This is a genomic window from Providencia sp. NPDC089933 (assembly GCF_049545585.1).
GTDB lineage: Bacteria > Pseudomonadota > Gammaproteobacteria > Enterobacterales > Enterobacteriaceae > Providencia > Providencia huashanensis.
Genome location: NZ_JBMWDT010000003.1, coordinates 200,578 through 220,212, shown reverse-complemented (window position 1 = coordinate 220,212; position 19,635 = coordinate 200,578). Strand labels below are relative to the sequence as shown.

General features: G+C 40.3%; 15 protein-coding genes. 7 read left to right on the top strand and 8 right to left on the bottom strand.

Going from position 1 to position 19,635, the window contains the following annotated elements; all coding sequences use genetic code 11:
- Positions 1–877: 877 nt before the first annotated feature.
- The 8 genes from cyoE to ACPEH5_RS06445 all read right to left on the bottom strand — a co-directional run bounded on the left by cyoE (position 878) and on the right by ACPEH5_RS06445 (position 9,383).
- Positions 878–1,765 carry a heme o synthase gene (gene cyoE, locus ACPEH5_RS06480; RefSeq protein WP_042846922.1) on the bottom strand — a complete coding sequence of 296 codons (888 nt, stop codon included), beginning with the start codon at positions 1,763–1,765 and terminating at the stop codon, positions 878–880.
- 12 nt (positions 1,766–1,777) lie between these two features.
- On the bottom strand, positions 1,778–2,110 hold the full coding sequence (locus tag ACPEH5_RS06475; RefSeq protein ID WP_042846921.1) for a cytochrome o ubiquinol oxidase subunit IV: 333 nt from the start codon (positions 2,108–2,110) through the stop codon (positions 1,778–1,780).
- Positions 2,111–2,725: a cytochrome o ubiquinol oxidase subunit III gene (locus tag ACPEH5_RS06470; RefSeq protein ID WP_042846920.1), complete on the bottom strand. Its 615-nt coding sequence runs from the start codon at positions 2,723–2,725 to the stop codon at positions 2,111–2,113.
- Positions 2,715–4,706, bottom strand: a complete 1,992-nt coding sequence (gene cyoB / locus ACPEH5_RS06465) for a cytochrome o ubiquinol oxidase subunit I (RefSeq protein ID WP_042846919.1) — start codon at positions 4,704–4,706, stop codon at positions 2,715–2,717. The genes ACPEH5_RS06470 and cyoB overlap by 11 nt, the downstream gene beginning before the upstream one ends.
- Before the next feature lie 4 nt (positions 4,707–4,710).
- Positions 4,711–5,682, bottom strand: coding sequence for a cytochrome o ubiquinol oxidase subunit II (gene cyoA, locus ACPEH5_RS06460; RefSeq protein WP_042846918.1), 972 nt, complete (start codon positions 5,680–5,682; stop codon positions 4,711–4,713).
- 428 nt (positions 5,683–6,110) lie between these two features.
- Complete coding sequence (locus tag ACPEH5_RS06455) at positions 6,111–6,881, bottom strand: outer membrane protein OmpK (RefSeq protein ID WP_240133471.1); 771 nt, start codon at positions 6,879–6,881, stop codon at positions 6,111–6,113.
- Between the two features lie 272 nt (positions 6,882–7,153).
- A complete protein-coding gene (gene ampG, locus ACPEH5_RS06450) occupies positions 7,154–8,656 on the bottom strand; it encodes a muropeptide MFS transporter AmpG (protein WP_042846915.1) in 1,503 nt (500 codons plus the stop codon).
- A 145-nt stretch (positions 8,657–8,801) separates the two neighbouring features.
- Positions 8,802–9,383, bottom strand: a complete 582-nt coding sequence (locus ACPEH5_RS06445) for a YajG family lipoprotein (protein WP_042846912.1) — start codon at positions 9,381–9,383, stop codon at positions 8,802–8,804.
- Between the two features lie 265 nt (positions 9,384–9,648).
- Between ACPEH5_RS06445 and bolA the strand changes: the two genes are divergently transcribed.
- The 7 genes from bolA to ppiD all read left to right on the top strand — a co-directional run bounded on the left by bolA (position 9,649) and on the right by ppiD (position 19,545).
- Positions 9,649–9,987 carry a transcriptional regulator BolA gene (bolA, locus tag ACPEH5_RS06440; protein WP_071547712.1) on the top strand — a complete coding sequence of 113 codons (339 nt, stop codon included), beginning with the start codon at positions 9,649–9,651 and terminating at the stop codon, positions 9,985–9,987.
- Positions 9,988–10,337: 350 nt separating this feature from the next.
- Positions 10,338–11,642, top strand: a complete 1,305-nt coding sequence (tig, locus tag ACPEH5_RS06435; RefSeq protein WP_281110689.1) for a trigger factor — start codon at positions 10,338–10,340, stop codon at positions 11,640–11,642.
- A gap of 695 nt (positions 11,643–12,337) precedes the next feature.
- Positions 12,338–12,958, top strand: coding sequence for an ATP-dependent Clp endopeptidase proteolytic subunit ClpP (clpP, locus tag ACPEH5_RS06430; RefSeq protein WP_042846907.1), 621 nt, complete (start codon positions 12,338–12,340; stop codon positions 12,956–12,958).
- Positions 12,959–13,074: 116 nt separating this feature from the next.
- On the top strand, positions 13,075–14,352 hold the full coding sequence (gene clpX, locus ACPEH5_RS06425; RefSeq protein WP_042846906.1) for an ATP-dependent protease ATP-binding subunit ClpX: 1,278 nt from the start codon (positions 13,075–13,077) through the stop codon (positions 14,350–14,352).
- 205 nt (positions 14,353–14,557) lie between these two features.
- Positions 14,558–16,996 (top strand): endopeptidase La, encoded by a 2,439-nt coding sequence (lon, locus tag ACPEH5_RS06420; RefSeq protein WP_042846905.1) that lies wholly within the window; start codon positions 14,558–14,560, stop codon positions 16,994–16,996.
- A 226-nt stretch (positions 16,997–17,222) separates the two neighbouring features.
- Positions 17,223–17,498, top strand: a complete 276-nt coding sequence (hupB, locus tag ACPEH5_RS06415) for a nucleoid-associated protein HU-beta (protein ID WP_004914513.1) — start codon at positions 17,223–17,225, stop codon at positions 17,496–17,498.
- 175 nt (positions 17,499–17,673) lie between these two features.
- Positions 17,674–19,545: a peptidylprolyl isomerase gene (gene ppiD / locus ACPEH5_RS06410; protein WP_042846904.1), complete on the top strand. Its 1,872-nt coding sequence runs from the start codon at positions 17,674–17,676 to the stop codon at positions 19,543–19,545.
- Positions 19,546–19,635 lie beyond the last annotated feature (90 nt).

The window sequence follows — 19,635 nt, the reverse complement described above, 5'->3', positions numbered from 1 at the left end:
CTTAGGTCACATACTGATGTATGCTCCCTAAGATATCCTCGTTTGCCGCCTTGCTACAACACGAACTATTTTGAATAAAAAAGTGATGTTGTAGCAAAATAATTTAAACCAAACTATCAGTATGTTAGCTGTAGCGGTGTTGACTTCTCTCGGCTCCTTAGGTCACATACTGATGTATGCTCCCTAAGATATCCTCGTTTGCCGCCTTGCTACAACACGAACTATTTTGAATAAAAAAGTGATGTTGTAGCAAAATAATTTAAACCAAACTATCAGTATGTTAGCTGTAGCGGTGTTGGCTTCTCTCGGCTCCTTAGGTCACATACTGATGTATGCTCCCTAAGATATCCTCGTTTGCCGCCTTGCTACAACACGAACTATTTTGAATAAAAAAGTGATGTTGTAGCAAAATAATTTAAACCAAACTATCAGTATGTTAGCTGTAGCGGTGTTGGCTTTTCTCGGCTCCTTAGGTCACATACTGATGTATGCTCCCTAAGATATCCTCGTTTGCCGCCTTGCAATAATATTCTTCATATTTCGAGTTGTAGCGGTGCTGGCATCTCTTAGCTACCTAGGTCACATATTGATGTACGTTCTCAAGGATATCTTCGTTTGTCGCTTTTCTATAATTCAATCTATTTTGAATCTTTATAAGTAGAACTGATATTTTTAATGTATAAAATCAATGGATTATAGCTTTTAATAGTGCGTTTTATATCTAGCTTATAATAGCAAGGGGCTATTTAACCATAAAATTGCGTCATAAGGGTAGGCAGAATAAGTAAAAATGGGTCATTAACGCAAGGAATGGTAAATGAAAACGGCGGGGGAAACCCCGCCGTTTAGGCATAGTTATCATCAGTAACTAGAAAAGTTATCTGACGAGAGCTATAACAGTATCGCTTGAAACAATAGGATCAACAGACATCATCACGCTCAATGAGGTTATAGCTACGATTGAGAAGATGAATAATTTTCTAGCCCAAACACGGTCGTCATTTTCGGTTTTAAAACCGGAAATAGCCATACCGAGCCACCACAGGCTAACTGCTGCACCTACGATTAAATACTTATAGCCCGCATATCCACTGATAGCTAACATTAGTGTTGCGACCATGAATGCTAGGATATATAGGAAAATATGTGTCTTAGCGACAGATATTCCCTTGATAACCGGTAACACAGGAATGTTTGCGGCTTTATAATCCTTGAAGCGGAAAATAGCAATGGCATAAGAGTGAGGCATCTGCCACAAGCTGAAAATTAATAGCAGGATCAATGCACCTGTATCAAATTCATTTGTGACAGCGCAGTAGCCGATAACTGGTGGTGCTGCACCAGATAGACTACCAATCAACGTGCCATAAACTGATTTACGTTTCATATAGAGGCTATAAACGCCTACATAAACAATGAAACCGATAACTGCAAGTAGCATTGCCAAAGCATTGGCTGCTACAAGTAGTAGCAGCATACCCGCAATACCTAATACAGTTGCGTAAATCAGGCTAACTTTCGGGTCAATCAGCCCTTTAACTAACGGGCGATTCTTTGTTCTTTCCATGATACGGTCGATATCACGGTCGATGTAGTTGTTAAAAACACAACCAGAAGCCACGACCAGTGATACACCCAGCAAAGTCGCAACGAACAGCGGGTAATCTATCGAGCCTTTAGAGGCTAATAAAAAACCGCCGATCACAGAAATCAAGTTTCCGAATATAATTCCTGGTTTGGTCACTTGCAGGTATTGCTTAAACATATCGGCAACTCTTTAGTCGAGCATCATATTGATGTTCAGGTTGTACATAATCCACAGCGAGCCGACAACAACAATGCCGACAATTAGCATGGTGAACAGAAATGCAACCAGGTTCCAACGCTCATCTGATGAGGTATTCATATGTAAGAAACATACTAAGTGAACCAGTATTTGCACAACTGCCATGCCAACAACAGTCCAGAGGATTGTTGATGTTGACGCCGTGCCTTCCATCACCATCCAGAACGGAATGACGGTCAGGATAACTGATAGAATAAAGCCAATCAGGTATGTTTTAACGCTACCGTGGCTTGCTCCAGTGTGAGCATCTTTTGCATGACTCATTTAAATAGCCCCCAGAAGATAAACAACGGTAAATACACAAATCCAAACCACGTCTAAGAAGTGCCAGAACAGGCTTAGACAATTCAAACGTGTTTTGTTTACATCAGTCAGTCCACGACGAGTAACTTGGATCATCATGATAATAATCCAAATGAGACCCGCAGTTACGTGTAAACCATGCGTTGCAACTAGTGCAAAGAAGCCAGATAAGAAACCGCTACGGTCAGGACCAAAACCTTCAGCAATCAGCTCATGGAATTCATAAACTTCCATGATAACGAAGCCAAGGCCTAACAAAAACGTTGCAAACAGCCATAAGTTAACGGCAGCAATCTTACCTTTATGCATCGCAATCATTGCGAAGCCATAAGTGATACTACTTACCAAGAGTAAGAAAGTTTCGCCTAATACGAACTTCAGACTGAAGATATCTTTACCAGCTGGACCGCCAGCAGTTCCATCGGCCAAAACAACATAGGTAGCAAACAAACAAGCAAACAGAATCAAGTCGCTCATGATATAGAGCCAGAAACCGAATACTTTTGTTCCACCTGCATCGTGGTGCCCATGCTCAGCATGGGCGATATTTTGGTTAGTCATTGTATTAGTTGACATCGTTCACACCTGCCTTACGTAATTCTTCAAAGTGCTTATTCTCGATTTCTTCGATTTCAGCCACAGGTACGTAGTAATCAACATCTTCGTCGAAGCTTTTTGCAATCCAAGTTACGATCATTCCACCGAAACCAATGATTGCCATCCACCAGATGTGCCAAATCATTGCGAAACCTAAAATCAAGCTAAATGCGGCGATAATAACGCCTGCGCCTGTATTTTTCGGCATATGAATTTCTTCATATGAAGTTGGTTTCTTATGAGCAAGACCTTTTTCTTTTAGATCCCACCAAGCATCACGAGTTTGAACATGTGGCTCAATCGCGAAGTTATAGAATGGTGGTGGAGAAGAGGTTGCCCACTCAAGAGTACGTCCACCCCATGGGTCACCAGTTAGATCACGGTTTTCATGGCGGTCACGGATACTCACAATGATTTGGATAACTTGACATGCAATACCGAGTGCGATTAAAGCAGCACCGCCTGCGGCAACGACTAACATTGTATGATAAGTCGGGTCAATATTCTGGCTTAAGCGACGGGTCATACCCATAAAGCCCAGAATGTATAACGGCATAAAGGCTAAGAAGAAACCGATGATCCAGAACCAGAAGGCACGAACACCCCATTTCTCATTCAGCGTGAAGCCGTAAGCTTTCGGGAACCAGTAAGTCATACCTGCGAAGCACCCGAATACTACACCACCAATGATAACGTTATGGAAGTGGGCAATCAGGAATAAGCTGTTGTGCAGAACGAAGTTTGCACCAGGTACGGCTAACAGAACGCCGGTCATACCACCTACAGAGAAGGTGATGATGAAACCGATAGTCCACAGCATTGGAGATTTATATTCGATACGGCCTTGGTACATAGTAAACAGCCAGTTGAAGATCTTAACCCCTGTTGGGATTGCGATAATCATCGTGGCGATACCGAAGAAGGCGTTAACGTTCGCGCCTGAACCCATCGTAAAGAAGTGGTGCAACCAAACGATAAAGGACATAACGGTGATAACGATTGTTGCCCAAACTAATGAGGTATAACCGAATAAACGTTTTTTCGAGAAAGTTGCTGCAACTTCAGAGAATACACCGAACACAGGCAGAACAAGGATATACACCTCAGGGTGACCCCATGCCCAAATCAGGTTGATGTACATCATCATGTTGCCGCCCATATCGTTGGTGAAGAAATGGGTACCTAAATAACGGTCTAACGTCAGAAGAGTCAGCGTCACAGTTAAGATAGGGAATGCAGCAACAATCAATACGTTAGTACATAACGCAGCCCAGCTGAATACAGGCATTTTCATCATCGACATACCCGGCGTACGCATACGGATAATAGTTGCGATGAAGTTAACCCCTGTTAATAGTGTACCAATACCGGATATCTGGAGACTCCAGAGCCAATAATCGACCCCGACCCCCGGATTGTACTCCAAGCCAGATAGTGGCGGATAAGCTAACCAACCTGTTTGTGCGAATTCACCTACCCCTAAAGAGATGTTGATAAGAACAACACCGACTACAAAGAACCAGAAGCTCAATGAGTTAAGGAATGGGAAGGCAACGTCGCGTGCACCAATTTGCAGAGGTACAACGAGGTTCATCAGACCGACAACAAATGGAGTTGCCATGAAGAAAATCATGATAACGCCGTGTGCGGTAAAGATTTGGTCATAGTGATGAGGGTTTAAGAAGCCCTCTTGGCCAGCAGAAGCAAGTACTTGCTGACCACGCATCATAATCGCATCCGCAAAGCCACGGAACAACATGACCATAGCGACAATGATGTACATGACACCAATTTTTTTATGGTCAACAGAAGTCAACCATTCTTTCCACAACCATTTCCACTTACCAAAGTATGTAATCGCACCGACCAGTGCGAGTCCACCAAGGACAATACCAATCAGTGTGACAACGATAATTGGCTCATGGAGCGGAACTGCATCTAGTGTTAATTTTCCGAACATGCCCTTATTCCTCAGCGCCTGCTGCATGAGCACTGTGGCTCATTTGCATTGAATTGCCTGTAGTTTCTTTATGATCAGTCATTGAATGACCTTCATTTTCTACAGGAGCGTGACCTTTATGGTGCTCATGACCAAACTTCAGAACGATATCTTCATAAAGTTTAGGTTTCACGCTTGAGAAGTAGGTAACAGGAACGTTCATGCTTGGCTTAGCGACTTCGTCGAACGCCTGCATGGTATCCATTGTTTTAGGAGAAGCTTTTACCTTTTGTACCCACTCATCAAAACCTTGGCGGTCAGGAGTTGCAATAGCATTAAACTTCATATCAGAGAAGCCATGGCCACTATAGCTTGCAGAGAAGCCTTTATAAGTACCTGGTTCATTAGCGATTAAGTGAAGCTTAGTTTGCATACCCGCCATCGCGTAGATTTGGCCACCTAATGATGGAATGAAGAAAGAGTTCATCACCGAATCTGACGTGATTTTGAAGTTGACTGGCACACCCGTAGGGAATGCAATTTCGTTAACTGTAGCAATACCTTGCTCTGGATAAATAAATATCCATTTCCAGTCAGCCGAAATAACTTCGATTGTGACAGGTTCCTGATCACTAACTAATGGCTGATATGGGTCCAGCTCATGTGTTGTTTTCCAAGTAATAGTACCTAGAATAATGATAATGATGATAGGAACAGTCCAGCAGACTAACTCTATTTTATTTGAGTGAGCCCAGTTTGGACGGTACGTAGCTGACTTGTTGGATTCACGATATTTCATAGCGAAGATGATCGTCATGAAAATAACAGGAATAACAACAAGAAGCATTAAGCCAATTGCAATAAGAATTAGCTCTTTTTGTTTAACGCCAACGGCGCCTTTTGGATCCATCAACACCATATCGCACCCACCTAATAATAAGGCAGCTACAACGAGTGAGATTGCTCCGATACTTTTTTTGTAGTTCATAAGTCTCATCCACGACCCCAAATGACAAAGATTCTAATTGTCGTTTCATCAGTGCGGGCATTTTACGGTAAGGTTATGCGAGTGTAAATGATTGTAAGGCAAAGAAACGGAATTGTTAGCTCTTTATGTTAATATGATCACATGTAAAGAACTTATAAAGAAAAAGTTAAAATTGATACGTATTATAAGTATATATTGATAAAAGCCCGCTAATACTAAATTATCTTAGTAATTATTCAAAGAAAAATATATACAAAAGAAGCATAAAAACAAGCGAACTGATATGAATGATAAGTAAAATGCTAAGGGAAGTTACGGTTTTTATTGCTGATAAAACCATTTTTATGGTTTTATCAGCAAAATAGTAAAGAAAAATTATTACTTTACTGATAAAAAAAGAAAAATAATTAAATGCTAATGCAATTTTCTGGAGCGCGTTAGAATGTATACTTTAATGTATAAATGATTGCATCTTGGTAAAAAGTATCCCCTAACTTATTGTCAGCATAGCGATATTGCACACCCGCAGATAAGTGCTTGGTTGCATTCCACCAAAAAGCGATCGCCCCATTTATGCCATCGCGTTTGCCACCGTTATAGCGTTTATTTCTTGCAAATTCCATTTCGTGCCAGTTGGTGATCATAAAGTTTTCTTCTAACACGTTGAAATTATAACCGGCAACCCAACCTGCGACATAGCCATTATTTCCGGAATAGAATGTTTGGTCTGTATAATTCAATGCGATAAACGGTTTAAACCACAAGTCACCAAATGCGGTGTTATAACCGATACCATATAGCGTATTGACGTCATGGAAGTTGCCACCATATTTAGCTCCCGGCAATGACCAAGTTCCATAAACATGACCATACAAATTAAAACCCGTATCACCTAAATAGTAACGACCAGTTGTTTTAATGGTATAGCGGCGATTACGTCCGGAATCGGTGTGCTGAGAGTGGAACGGGTTTTCTAGATCAAAAAAACCATATAATTCACCCCAATTAAAATTAGCTCCTCCCTCTAATTCAATATAAGCAAAGTCTTTTTTACGCGTAGTCGTTTCTGTTTTTGTTTCAGTACGATGTGACCAATCTAAATAGTTTACATTGATATCAGCAAAGCCATTTTGATAGCCAATAAAATCGTCAGAATATGCCGTTCCGGCTATAGATGCTAAGGTTGCTATGCAAATGATTTTTTTCATAATAGATTATTTTCGTTTAATGATTAATAAGGTTGGGTTGTACGCTATCTGTTAACGCATTAGACAGTCCGCCTTTAACTTGTGATATATTAGTCTTTAAAATTGCAATTAAGAAATATATTTCAGTGTTATGGTGATCGTAATCACGATATTGAATTGGATTTAGTTAAATTTGCTATTTGGGTCTAATTTAATCAACAGATCAGATTCCCTAAACTAATAAGTTCTATTTAGGGAATTGATTTAATGGATGAGGGGGATTTAATGAAGGACTAGGATTGAGACGTTTTACGGACAGCTAGAAAATCTAAGCTACCACCTATAATTAAACTGATAGCGCCAATACTAATACCTGTATTAAATATTAGATTTTGATAACTAGGGAGAGCCAACCAAAACTCAATTTGTGTTGTAAATAAATACAGTTTCATGCCACTAAATGAGAACACAAGTAGCGAAAGCAGCCAAATAGATAGAAAACTGACCGCAGTAATTAGAGCATATACGGCAAAGCGATAACCTTTGGCATATAACTCACGGCGCTGAAATAAGCCTGTAGTCTGTGTGTAAACCAAAGAGGTTCGGCAAGCTAATAATAGTAAAACCCCAGGAACAGCCACACCAATTGAAATTAGGTAGAAAAGCGGCCAGCCATAATTACTGACAAAAATACTAGCAATTGGCCCAATATATACACGCCCTACAGCAGAAAGCGCTGAAAGCAGTGCAAATTGCGTTGCTGACAATGATTTATTACACAATGTCATTAACAGGGCAACAAATGCAGCTGTTCCCATACCAGAGAAAATATTTTCAAGAAAAATAATTGAACCCATGGTGAGAATGTGTGGAGGTGTGATTGCTAAAAACCAATACCCTATATTTGACCCGCCTTGCAGTAACCCAAAAAGAAACAGAGCCTTAAATAAGCTCATGTTTTTCATTAGGTACCCACCTAAAAGCGCCCCAATAATGGTTGCTGCCATCCCAACCGTTTTATTGACAGTGCCAACCTCACTTAAGCTAAAGCCTAATGCATTCAATAAAAAGTTAGTATTCAACGCCATTACAAAGGCATCGCCGAGTTTATAAAACACTAACAGTAATAAAATCAGCCAAGCATTGTTGCGGCTAAAGAATTCAGCTAAGGGTTCGTAGATGGCTTTTTTTAGGGATGTGGGAGGAGCAGTATCTTCTTCAGGTTCTTTGGCTAGCAGTGTTGCGATAACACCAATAACCATTAACCCTGCCATCAGTAGGTAGAGTTGTTTCCAGGTTAAAAACTTATCGGCTAACCAAAGTGCAAGCCCACCAGAAACGAGCATGCTGATCCGATAGCCCATCACAGAGGTCGCAGCGCCAATTCCACGTTCTTCTGCACTGAGTAAATCGGTTTTATATGCGTCAAAAACAATATCTTGGGAGGCAGAGCAAAATGCAACAGTGACAGCTAACGCAGCAAGATACCATAAGTGTTCAGAAGGGTTCATGAAACCCATCGCGGCAATACTGATAATTAACAAAATCTGAGTTGTTAATAACCACCCACGGCGTCGGCCGAGGAATGGCGGGGTATAGCGATCCATCATAGGGGACCACAGAAACTTCAATACATAAGCTTGACCGACTAATGAAAAGAAACCAATGGTTCTGATATCAACATTTTCAACAGTTAACCAAGCCTGTAAAGTACCCGCAGTAAGTGCTAAAGGCAGCCCTGAGACAAAGCCTAAAAGAATTAAAGTAATATTATTGGGTAGTGTAAAACGAGGCATAATCCCCTCTAGGCCTAATGTTATATTGCTGCAATACATTGACTGGGGAGACATTGCACTGCGGAGCTAGTCGCCGCGCTAGGCTACCCAAGTCATGGTGATTAAAACTTGGATAGCTTAATACGTTATAGTGTAGATTGCCCGATTAATAGCGTGAATTCTGTCTGATAAAATCGGTGATTTCTTGGTCTGTAGCCATATCTGCAATTAAATCAGCCAATGCACTATTGATAGCAGTTTCTATTTTGGCATTACTCGCAGCCAACAATTCTTGCGTATTAAAGTTGCGTGTGAATGAACGCGTTTTGGTCGAACCATTCGGGGCTGTAGCTATAATACTAACGCTAGAGTTGACGGTAATATTGTGGCGTAAACTGCCTTCAGCAACTTTAGTCTCTAATTTATTCAATTGAACCACTAAATTCACATTTGCAGGCGATGTCACCATGAAGCCGCGCGCTGCCATTTGTTTTTCTACTGCTTCTTGCATGAGGTAACGCGGGTCACGCGATGGGTTAAGCACGACTAAGCTACCATTACGATTCACTTCTGCTAAGGACTTATTAGTGCGGTTATCAACACTACTGACACTAATCGATGTTGCATTTAATGTCGGGTTTTTAGCAGGTAAAGCAATTTTCGGTTCAAGTGATAGCGTGTTGCTGCTAGTTGCACATCCAGCGAGCAGGAACAACGCAACAAGTGGAAAACACAGTTTTTTTAACATAATTTTTCCCAGTTCATCTTTCCTAATTGAAAATGTTTCGTTATGGTGCGGGTAGCCGTTATACAATATAGAATGTTGTGGTTTATTTTCCCTGAACGGTTAGACAACATTTTTTAAAAAAATTCGCACTAACGTATCGCTATCATAACATTGCCAAATCATAATCGGGTATTTCTATAATAAGAAGACAACATTAATTAAGATGTGCAATATAGTTTACTGAACTTACCAATACTAGAGAGAATCACAATTTAAGGAGTATTTTATGGTCGCTAATGCATCGCAAAGTATGCAAGATCGAGTGAGCCAAAAATTACAAACTGCTTTTGAACCTTCACATTTAGATGTGATCAACGAAAGTCATCAACACAATGTATTACCCGGTTCAGAAAGCCATTTTAAGGTAGTTTTAGTCAGCGATAAATTTGAGAATAAACGAATGCTTGCTCGTCATCGTGAAATTTATGCTATTTTAGCCGATGAATTAGCGGGGGGCATCCATGCTCTTGCTTTGCACACTTATACACAAAAAGAATGGGATGAGCTTGCCAATACGGCATTAAAATCGCCAGCCTGTCGTGGTGTTGGTGGAGTAAACCGGTAATTTTTAGTTTCAGTTAATAGACTGTAACTATTCTTTTGATAATTTATCATTCCTATGATGGGTTTGATGAGTATTTTTTCTTCAAATTTTGAAGGGAAATAAAAAATTTAGTCAGAAAAGTCACAAATAAAGAGGAAAAATCGCTTCTTTTCTCAGCTTTTCTCGACTCAGGGCGCATGCATCGGTATAATGCTGCGTCTAATTTTCAGTAAGGTTTCGGGACGCTTCTGATATCAGGGATGACCGTTATGAAAGTAACGCCCCCGGTTCTGGAAGGGAGACAGCCAATATGATTTAATGGCATAACTCTGGAGTAGACCGATCACTAAGATTTATTTTGAGGTAAGAAGATGCAAGTTTCTGTTGAAACGACTCAAGGCCTTGGGCGTCGTGTAACAATCACCGTTCCTGCCACTGATATTGAAAAAGCAGTAAATAGCGAGCTAGTCAGCGTTGCTAAAAAAGTGCGTATTGATGGTTTCCGTAAAGGGAAAGTACCAATGAATATTGTTAAACAACGTTACGGTGCGTCAGTTATGCAAGACGTTCTGGGCGATGTTATGCAACGCAACTTCATTAACGCTATTATTGAGCAAAAAATCAACCCAGCGGGTGCGCCTAGTTACAAACCAGAGCAACTCGAAGACGGTAAAGATTTTGTCTATTCAGTTGAATTCGAAGTTTACCCAGAAATCGAATTAACAGGTTTAGAAACGATTGAAGTTGAAAAACCGGCTGTATCTGTAAAAGATGAAGATCTGGAAAGCATGTTAGAAACTCTGCGTAAGCAACAAGCGGAGTGGAAAGAAGTTGAAGCAGCAGCAGAAGCTGATTCTCGTATCACTATCAACTTCACTGGTTCTATTGATGGTGAAGAGTTTGAAGGTGGTAAAGCAGAAGACTTCGCATTAGTTATGGGTGAAGGTCGCATGATCCCAGGCTTTGAAGAAGGCGTTGTTGGCCACAAAGCTGGCGAAGAGTTTGAGATTGAAGTTAACTTCCCTGAAGATTACCACGCTGAAAACCTGAAAGGTAAAGCAGCAAAATTTGCTATCGTTCTGAAGAAAGTAGAACAGCGCGAATTACCTGAATTCACTGAAGAATTCATTAAGCGTTTCGGTATCGCTGATGGTTCTTTAGATGGTCTGCGTGCAGAAGTGCGTAAAAACATGGAACGTGAACTGAAAAATGCAGTTCGTAACCGTGTGAAGGCTCAAGTATTAGAAGGTCTGATCAAAGCTAATGACATCGGAGTTCCAGCAGCGGTTGTTGATGGTGAAATCGATGTTCTGCGTCGCCAAGCTGCACAGCGTTTTGGTGGTGATGAAAAACAAGCGATGGAATTACCACGTGAACTGTTCGAAGAACAAGCTAAACGTCGCGTTGTTATCGGCCTGCTGTTAGGCGAAGTGATCAACAAAAATGAGCTGAAAGCTGACGAAGATCGCGTTAAAGCGCTAATCGAAGAGATGGCATCTGCATACGAAGATCCAGCTGAAGTTATCGAATACTATAGCAAAAACGAAGAGTTAATGAACAGCGTTCGTAACTTAGCTTTAGAAGAACAAGCCGTTGAAACTGTACTGGCGGTTGCTAAAGTGACAGAAAAAGAAACTAACTTTACTGAGCTGATGAACCAAGTTCAAGCTGGTTAATTTTTTTCTTGCTGTAGAAAATAAAAAACCCGTAGTGTGTTACTGCGGGTTTTTTGTCAATTAAAGCCGTTAAATTAACACTTTTGTGAATTTAGCTAGGTTAGCCTTGAAAATCACATTTAAACCCTAATTATATTATCTATACTTCAAGTAGCATGAATGTGCTCACTATACTTCAAGCTGTAATGTGGTTGATTATGTTTATACATACTAGTTACATACAAATGTGCACTCTAAGAGGCTGATTGGCTTGTGGTCTAGCTACCACGTGAATGATTTAGAGTATAGTTTTTGATTTGCGAAAAGCTTTAATTGAGATTTGAATTATTTTAAATAGCTTAACATTGAAGAAAGTGCTGATATCAGCCTAACGGGTTATTTCGCAAATTTTGAAAATCAGGTAAGGTTTTCTAATGGGATAATCCGTGTAACCTAATTAACTTGTGTTAAACTATTTTCAACAGCGTCTTGTTTACTGCAGCATATTTAGCTGCATTTTCTTCTTAATTTTTATCTGTGACGCGGTTAAATTTTAGCTAAACTAAAAATAAGAAGATCGCAACAGGTTGCAGGCACGGTCTTTTTTTAAGGCAGATGTTTTAAAGACAGTTGTTTGTGGCACGATCTCTGCTCTATATAGCGGACAGAAAGCAAATTAGGCGCAAGCACCAGAACGTTTTTAATAGGAGATTTCGATGTCACATTTTGGCAGTCAGGAACAATTAGCATCCCAAATGGCACTTGTGCCAATGGTCGTAGAGCAAACCTCCCGTGGTGAGCGCTCATATGATATTTACTCACGTCTATTAAAAGAACGGATTATCTTCCTGACAGGTCAAGTGGAAGACCATATGGCGAACTTAATCGTCGCTCAAATGTTATTTCTTGAAGCAGAAAACCCTGAAAAAGATATTCATCTGTATATTAATTCACCTGGTGGTGTGATTACAGCAGGAATGTCAATTTATGACACAATGCAATTTATCAAGCCTGATGTGAGTACTATTTGTATGGGGCAAGCATGTTCCATGGGGGCTTTCTTATTGACAGCAGGTACGAAAGGTAAACGTTTTTGTTTACCTAACTCACGAGTCATGATCCACCAACCATTGGGTGGCTACCAAGGCCAAGCGACAGATATTGAAATTCATGCTCAAGAAATCCTCAAAGTGAAAGCACGTATGAATGAGCTAATGGCTCAACATACTGGGAAATCTATTGAAGAAATTAACCGTGACACGGAGCGTGACCGTTTCTTATCGGCTAATGAAGCAAAAGAATATGGTTTAGTCGACCAAATTTATAGTAGCCGTTAATGGGTCAACTTTTGGTATAATTAGTTTATACCATAAACTATTTTAAGAAATTGCGGCTTTGTTTTTAGCTTTAATTAAGAAAAACAAAGCGGTATAGATAAAAGTGAGGTCAACTGATGACAGAGAAACGCAAAGAGGGGACAGGCAAACTGCTTTACTGTTCTTTCTGCGGAAAAAGTCAGCATGAAGTTCGTAAGCTGATTGCCGGTCCGTCAGTCTATATTTGTGATGAATGTGTAGATTTATGTCTCGACATCATCCGTGAAGAGATCAAGGAACTTGCACCGCATCGCGAGCGTAGTGAATTGCCGACTCCACATGAAATTAGGCAACATCTTGATGACTATGTTATTGGCCAAGAAAAGGCAAAAAAAGTCTTAGCTGTTGCGGTATATAATCACTACAAGCGCCTACGTAATGGTGATAAAACCAGTGATGGTGTTGAACTAGGTAAAAGTAACATTTTGCTTATAGGGCCAACAGGTAGCGGTAAAACTCTCTTAGCTGAGACATTAGCTCGTTACTTGGATGTACCGTTTACAATGGCTGATGCAACAACATTAACTGAAGCTGGTTATGTTGGTGAAGACGTTGAAAACATCATTCAAAAGCTTTTGCAAAAATGTGACTATGATGTTGAAAAAGCACAGCGTGGAATTGTATATATAGATGAAATTGATAAAATTTCACGTAAATCAGATAACCCATCAATTACTCGTGATGTTTCCGGTGAAGGTGTGCAGCAAGCGTTACTGAAACTTATTGAAGGGACGGTTGCGGCGGTACCACCACAAGGTGGTCGTAAGCACCCTCAACAAGAATTTTTGCAAGTTGATACATCAAAAATCCTGTTTATCTGTGGTGGTGCATTTGCCGGTTTAGACAAAGTCATTGGGCAACGTTTAAACACGCGTTCTGGTATTGGCTTTGCTGCGGAAGTTAAAGGTGAATCAGAGAAAGCAACGGAAGGTGAATTGCTGACTCAAGCAGAGCCAGAAGACTTAATTAAGTTTGGCTTAATTCCTGAATTTATTGGCCGTCTGCCAGTTGTTGCAACGCTGACAGAACTAAGCGAAGAAGCATTAATTCAGATTCTGCAAGAACCAAAAAATGCCTTAACCAAGCAATACCAAGCGTTATTTAGCCTTGAAGGGACTGAACTCGAGTTTCGTGAAGAAGCATTAAAGGCAATTGCGAAAAAAGCAATGGCACGTAAAACGGGTGCACGTGGTTTACGTTCTATTGTTGAAGCGGCATTGCTGAATACTATGTATGACCTTCCTTCAATGAGTGATGTTGAGAAAGTTGTTGTCGATGAAAATGTAATTAACGAACAGTCTGAACCTTTGTTGATTTACAGTAAACCTGAGGCTCAAGCTTCTGGCGATAACTAATCCTTAATAAACGTTCAATAATTAATCAAACAAAATGAGGGGTTTCCCTCATTTTGTTTTTTATGTTCAACTAGCTATTGAATGCTAAAATCTTGTCCCCATATAGTTTATATTCTGAGGTGTGGTTTCCTTGTTTTAGAAAGTAATTTTAGAATAAGAAACAGAAACCCTTAAACTAGCGTGAGCTAAACGAAGAGAGAGCTTTATGAATCCTGAGCGTTCCGAACGCATTGAAATACCAGTATTGCCTCTGCGTGATGTAGTGGTATACCCACATATGGTGATCCCACTGTTTGTTGGACGTGAAAAATCCATTCACAGTCTGGAAGCAGCGATGGATCATGACAAGCAAGTGATGCTGGTTGCGCAAAAAGAAGCCTCGACTGATGAGCCAGGGGTGAATGATTTATTTGCTGTAGGTACTGTTGCATCCGTTATTCAGATGCTGAAACTACCTGATGGCACCGTTAAAGTCCTCGTTGAAGGGCTAAAACGCGCACGTATTACGAGCTTGACTGATAATGGCGAATATTTCTTAGCACAAGCGGAATATTTAGCCCCAGAACAAGATACACAAGCTGAAAACGTAGTTTATGACGAAACAACCGCGGGCTCTCAGTCATCAAGTGTACTTGATGAAAAAGAAAACGAAGTTTTATATCGTACTATTGTTAGTCAGTTTGAAAGCTACATAAAATTAAATAAGAAAATACCACCTGAAGTACTAACGGCATTGCATGCGATAGAGCAAGATCAGCTAGATAAACTAGCGGATACCATTGCGTCTCACATGCCATTGAAATTAGCTGATAAGCAGCGTGTTTTGGAAATGGCAAATATTGCTGAACGCGTTGAATTCTTGATGGCAATGATGGAATCAGAAACTGAATTGCTGCAAGTAGAAAAACGTATCCGCAATCGCGTTAAAAAACAGATGGAAAAAAGCCAGCGTGAGTACTATCTGAATGAGCAAATGAAAGCTATTCAGAAAGAGCTTGGTGAAATGGACGATGCGCCAGACGAGTATGAATCGCTAAAACGTAAGATTGAAGAAGCGAAAATGCCAAAAGAGGCACAAGAAAAAGCCGAAGCTGAGTTGCAGAAGCTGAAAATGATGTCTCCGATGTCTGCAGAAGCTACAGTTGTTCGTAGCTATATTGATTGGATGGTACAAGTACCATGGAATAAGCGTAGCAAAGTTAAAAAAGATTTAGTTAAAGCGCAAGAAGTGCTAGATACCGATCACTACGGCTTAGAGCGCGTGAAAGATCGGATTTTAGAATATCTGGCAGTACAGAGCCGTGTTAGCAAAATTAAAGGGCCAATTCTTTGCTTAGTTGGGCCTCCGGGCGTTGGTAAAACGTCATTGGGGCAATCCATTGCGAAGGCAACAGGCCGTCAGTACACTCGCATGGCTTTAGGTGGGGTACGTGATGAAGCAGAAATTCGTGGTCACCGCCGTACTTATATTGGTTCTATGCCGGGCAAACTTATCCAAAAAATGGCTAAAGTTGGGGTGAAAAACCCGCTATTCCTATTGGATGAAATTGACAAGATGTCATCTGACATGCGTGGCGACCCCGCTTCTGCATTGTTAGAGGTCCTTGATCCAGAACAAAATATTGCATTTAATGATCACTATTTAGAAGTCGATTACGATCTGTCCGATGTTATGTTTGTTGCGACGTCTAACTCGATGAATATTCCGGCGCCATTATTAGACCGTATGGAAGTTATTCGTCTTTCTGGTTATACAGAAGATGAAAAACTGAACATAGCGAAAAAACATCTATTGTCTAAGCAAATAGAACGTAATGCTTTGAAAAAGGGTGAGCTTACTATTGATGATAGCGCCCTAATGAGCATCATTCGTTACTATACTCGCGAAGCTGGTGTACGTGGTTTAGAGCGTGAAATTTCAAAACTGTGCCGTAAGGCAGTTAAAGCTTTATTAATGGATAAAAAGCTTAAGCATATTGAAATTAATGCAGACAACCTGAAAGACTATCTGGGCGTTCGTCGCTTTGATTATGGCCAAGCGGATACTGAAAACCGTGTAGGGCAAGTTACTGGTCTTGCTTGGACTGAGGTTGGTGGTGACTTACTTACCATTGAGACCGCCTGTGTTCCAGGTAAAGGTAAGTTAACTTATACCGGTTCTTTAGGTGAAGTGATGCAAGAATCTATCCAAACGGCATTAACCGTAGTTAGAGCTCGTGCAGAAAAATTGGGTATTAATAGCGATTTTTATGAAAAACGCGATATTCATGTCCATGTTCCTGAAGGCGCGACACCGAAAGATGGTCCAAGTGCGGGGATTGCCATGTCAACGGCATTGGTATCTTGCTTAACGGGTAATCCTGTTAGAGCAGACGTGGCTATGACAGGGGAAATTACATTAAGAGGGTTAGTTTTCCCAATCGGTGGCTTAAAAGAGAAACTATTGGCGGCACACCGTGGAGGGATTAAAACCGTATTAATCCCTAAAGAAAACGAACGTGATTTAGAAGAAATTCCTCAAAATGTGATCGCTGATCTGGAAATTCATCCAGTAAAAACTATTGAAGAAGTGCTTTCTTTGGCTTTAGTTAACCCTCCATTTGGGGCTGAAGTTGTAAAAAATAAAGCTAAAAGAGTGAGCTGAATCAAGAAGTTTGTATAAAATTAAGGCTGATAGCTAATTTAGGGCTTGTCAGCCTTTTTTTTCATAGCTACTTTAGCGATGATTCTGATAATTGTTTGTATGTAATCTGTTCTCTTGCCATTGGTAATCAGGATTGATATAACGACTGCATCATTAATTAACTATACTAATAACCGTTAGAGTTAATTAAGAGATTTATAGTCCAACTAATATGGGGATGATAAGAGTGAATAAAGCTCAACTGATTGATCAAATCGCTTCTGATGCGAATATTTCTAAAGCTGCAGCAGGTCGTGTTGTTGACGCGTTCGTCGCTACTGTAACGGGCTCTCTTAGTAAAGGGGACGATGTTGCTCTAGTTGGCTTTGGTACTTTTTCTGTTCGTGAGCGTGCAGCACGTACAGGCCGTAACCCTCAAACGGGTAAAGAAATTAAAATCGCTGCGGCGAAAGTTCCAGCTTTCCGTCCAGGCAAGGGTCTTAAAGACGCTGTTAATAGCTAATTAGGTATTTAAGTTTGTCTTTCTTGCATTTTTGCGAAAACTCAAACTGACGGAATGTCTTTAATCAGCTAATATATAAGCGCACCATGTAAATGGTGCGCTTTTTTTTCTTTCTGAGTTAAGATTAGCGTATTATCAGGAAATTGAATTCAACAAAGCGGAGTTAAGCCTTTTTATGATGGAAAATTTACGCACAAAGGCAAATAGTCCTTTGCTCAAAATAATACTAGCGCTGATAATCCTTTCATTTGTGTTAGGTGGCGTTATGATGGGCGGCATCGGAGGCAATAGTGCAAATAATGCAGCCGAAGTTAACGGTCAGCCAATTAGCAGGGAACAGTTGCAGCAGGCCTTTCAGCAGGAACGTCAGTCATTGCAAGAATATCTGGGAGATAAATTCTCAGAAGTAGCTAGTAACGAAGAAAGCATGAATTTGCTGCGCCGCCAAGCACTTGATAACTTGATTAACAATGAATTGATTAATCAATATGCTAATGAACTAAACCTGTCAGCAAGCGATCAGCAAATTGAGCAATCTATATTCTCAATGCAAATTTTCCAAACAGATGGTCGATTTGATAGCGAAAAGTACCGTGAGATTTTACAGCGTTACAATATCAATGCAGATAGCTTTGCAGCACAAATTCGCCAAGACCTTACACGCGCACAGTTAGGTAAAACCTTTACCGGTACAGATTTTGCTTTGCCATCTGAGGTTAAAGCATATGCACAACTGTATATGCAAGAACGTGAAATTCGTACGGCAACGTTACCTTTAGCTGATGTTCAAGGTAAACAAACCGTTTCAGACGATGAATTAAAAGCTTATTACGATGCTAACCAAGATAGCTTTATTTCACCTGAAAAAGTGAAAGTAAGCTATGTTGAAATGGATGCGGCATCTATGCCAGCAGCAACAGTATCTGATGAAGATGTGAAAGCATATTATGAGCAAAACCTGAAAAACTATACTCAGGCTGAGCAAAAACAATATAGTATGATCCAAGTAGCTTCAGAAAAAGAAGCAAATGATATCCTAAATGAACTAAAAGCAGGGGCTGATTTTGCTGCCATTGTAGCTGAAAAGTCGACGGATATATTCAGCGCTAAACAAAAAGGTCTTATTGGTTGGATGGAAGCATCATCAACACCAAGTGAGATTGCTGATGCAAAATTAACTGAGAAAGGCCAACTTTCTGCCCCAATCAAGTCACAAAATAACTATATTATTTTCCGCTTAGATGATATTAAACCAGAATTAACTAAGCCTTTTGAACAAGTTAAAGAAAGTATCAAAAACAGTTTACTGCAAGATAAAAACATCAAACAGTTCTATGACTTACAACAAAAGGTTAGTGAAGCAGCAACAAATGATATGGAATCATTAGTTTCAGTTGAATCTGTTTCAGGTTTGAAATCAATCACAACGGATTGGTTTGACCGCAATAATCCTCCGGCGGCACTTAACTTCCCGAAAGTGATTAACGAGGTATTTAGTGATCGCTTAGTTGATAAAAATGGTTCTAAAGGTATTAACTCAGACGTTATTAACGTAGAAGGTGACCGTGCATTTGTTGTACGTGTTACAGAGTATAAGCCTGAAAACATTGAACCTTTTGACACTGTTAAGCCTGAAATAGAAGCTTTAGTTAAACGTCAAAAAGCAGAAGCAGAACTTAAAGCAACGAGTGAGAAACTACTGGCTGAGCTGAAAGCAGGTAAAGGCGAAGAAGCTCTGAATGCAGCAGGCATTAAATTTACGGATGTTCAAACAGTTTCACGTTTGATGCCACAGACTGCGATTATCAATGCATCAATGGAAATGGCTGAACCGGCTGAAGGTAAACCAAACTATGCCATTGCACGTGATGAATCTGATAATTATGTGATTATTCAGTTAGATAAAGTCACTTTAGGCCAACCAACGGAAGATGAGTTAAAACAGCTGTCACGTGAATACCAAGGGGCGATGAGCTCTGCGGTTAACGAAGCTCTGATGCTTAACTTACGTGAAAATGCAAAAATTGAAGTGTTGAATATGGAATAATTGCGAGAAGCTTCGCAATTTAATTTGCAACATTATAAATGAAAGGTCACCTTTGGGTGGCCTTTCGCATTTAAATAACCCTCTGAAAGC

Coding starts and splice junctions, on each gene's coding strand:
- cyoE (WP_042846922.1), bottom strand. CDS start 1,765: ATGTTTAAGCAATACCTGCAAGTGACCAAACCAGGAATTATATTCGGA.
- ACPEH5_RS06475 (WP_042846921.1), bottom strand. CDS start 2,110: ATGAGTCATGCAAAAGATGCTCACACTGGAGCAAGCCACGGTAGCGTT.
- ACPEH5_RS06470 (WP_042846920.1), bottom strand. CDS start 2,725: ATGTCAACTAATACAATGACTAACCAAAATATCGCCCATGCTGAGCAT.
- cyoB (WP_042846919.1), bottom strand. CDS start 4,706: ATGTTCGGAAAATTAACACTAGATGCAGTTCCGCTCCATGAGCCAATT.
- cyoA (WP_042846918.1), bottom strand. CDS start 5,682: ATGAGACTTATGAACTACAAAAAAAGTATCGGAGCAATCTCACTCGTT.
- ACPEH5_RS06455 (WP_240133471.1), bottom strand. CDS start 6,881: ATGAAAAAAATCATTTGCATAGCAACCTTAGCATCTATAGCCGGAACG.
- ampG (WP_042846915.1), bottom strand. CDS start 8,656: ATGCCTCGTTTTACACTACCCAATAATATTACTTTAATTCTTTTAGGC.
- ACPEH5_RS06445 (WP_042846912.1), bottom strand. CDS start 9,383: ATGTTAAAAAAACTGTGTTTTCCACTTGTTGCGTTGTTCCTGCTCGCT.
- bolA (WP_071547712.1), top strand. CDS start 9,649: ATGGTCGCTAATGCATCGCAAAGTATGCAAGATCGAGTGAGCCAAAAA.
- tig (WP_281110689.1), top strand. CDS start 10,338: ATGCAAGTTTCTGTTGAAACGACTCAAGGCCTTGGGCGTCGTGTAACA.
- clpP (WP_042846907.1), top strand. CDS start 12,338: ATGTCACATTTTGGCAGTCAGGAACAATTAGCATCCCAAATGGCACTT.
- clpX (WP_042846906.1), top strand. CDS start 13,075: ATGACAGAGAAACGCAAAGAGGGGACAGGCAAACTGCTTTACTGTTCT.
- lon (WP_042846905.1), top strand. CDS start 14,558: ATGAATCCTGAGCGTTCCGAACGCATTGAAATACCAGTATTGCCTCTG.
- ppiD (WP_042846904.1), top strand. CDS start 17,674: ATGATGGAAAATTTACGCACAAAGGCAAATAGTCCTTTGCTCAAAATA.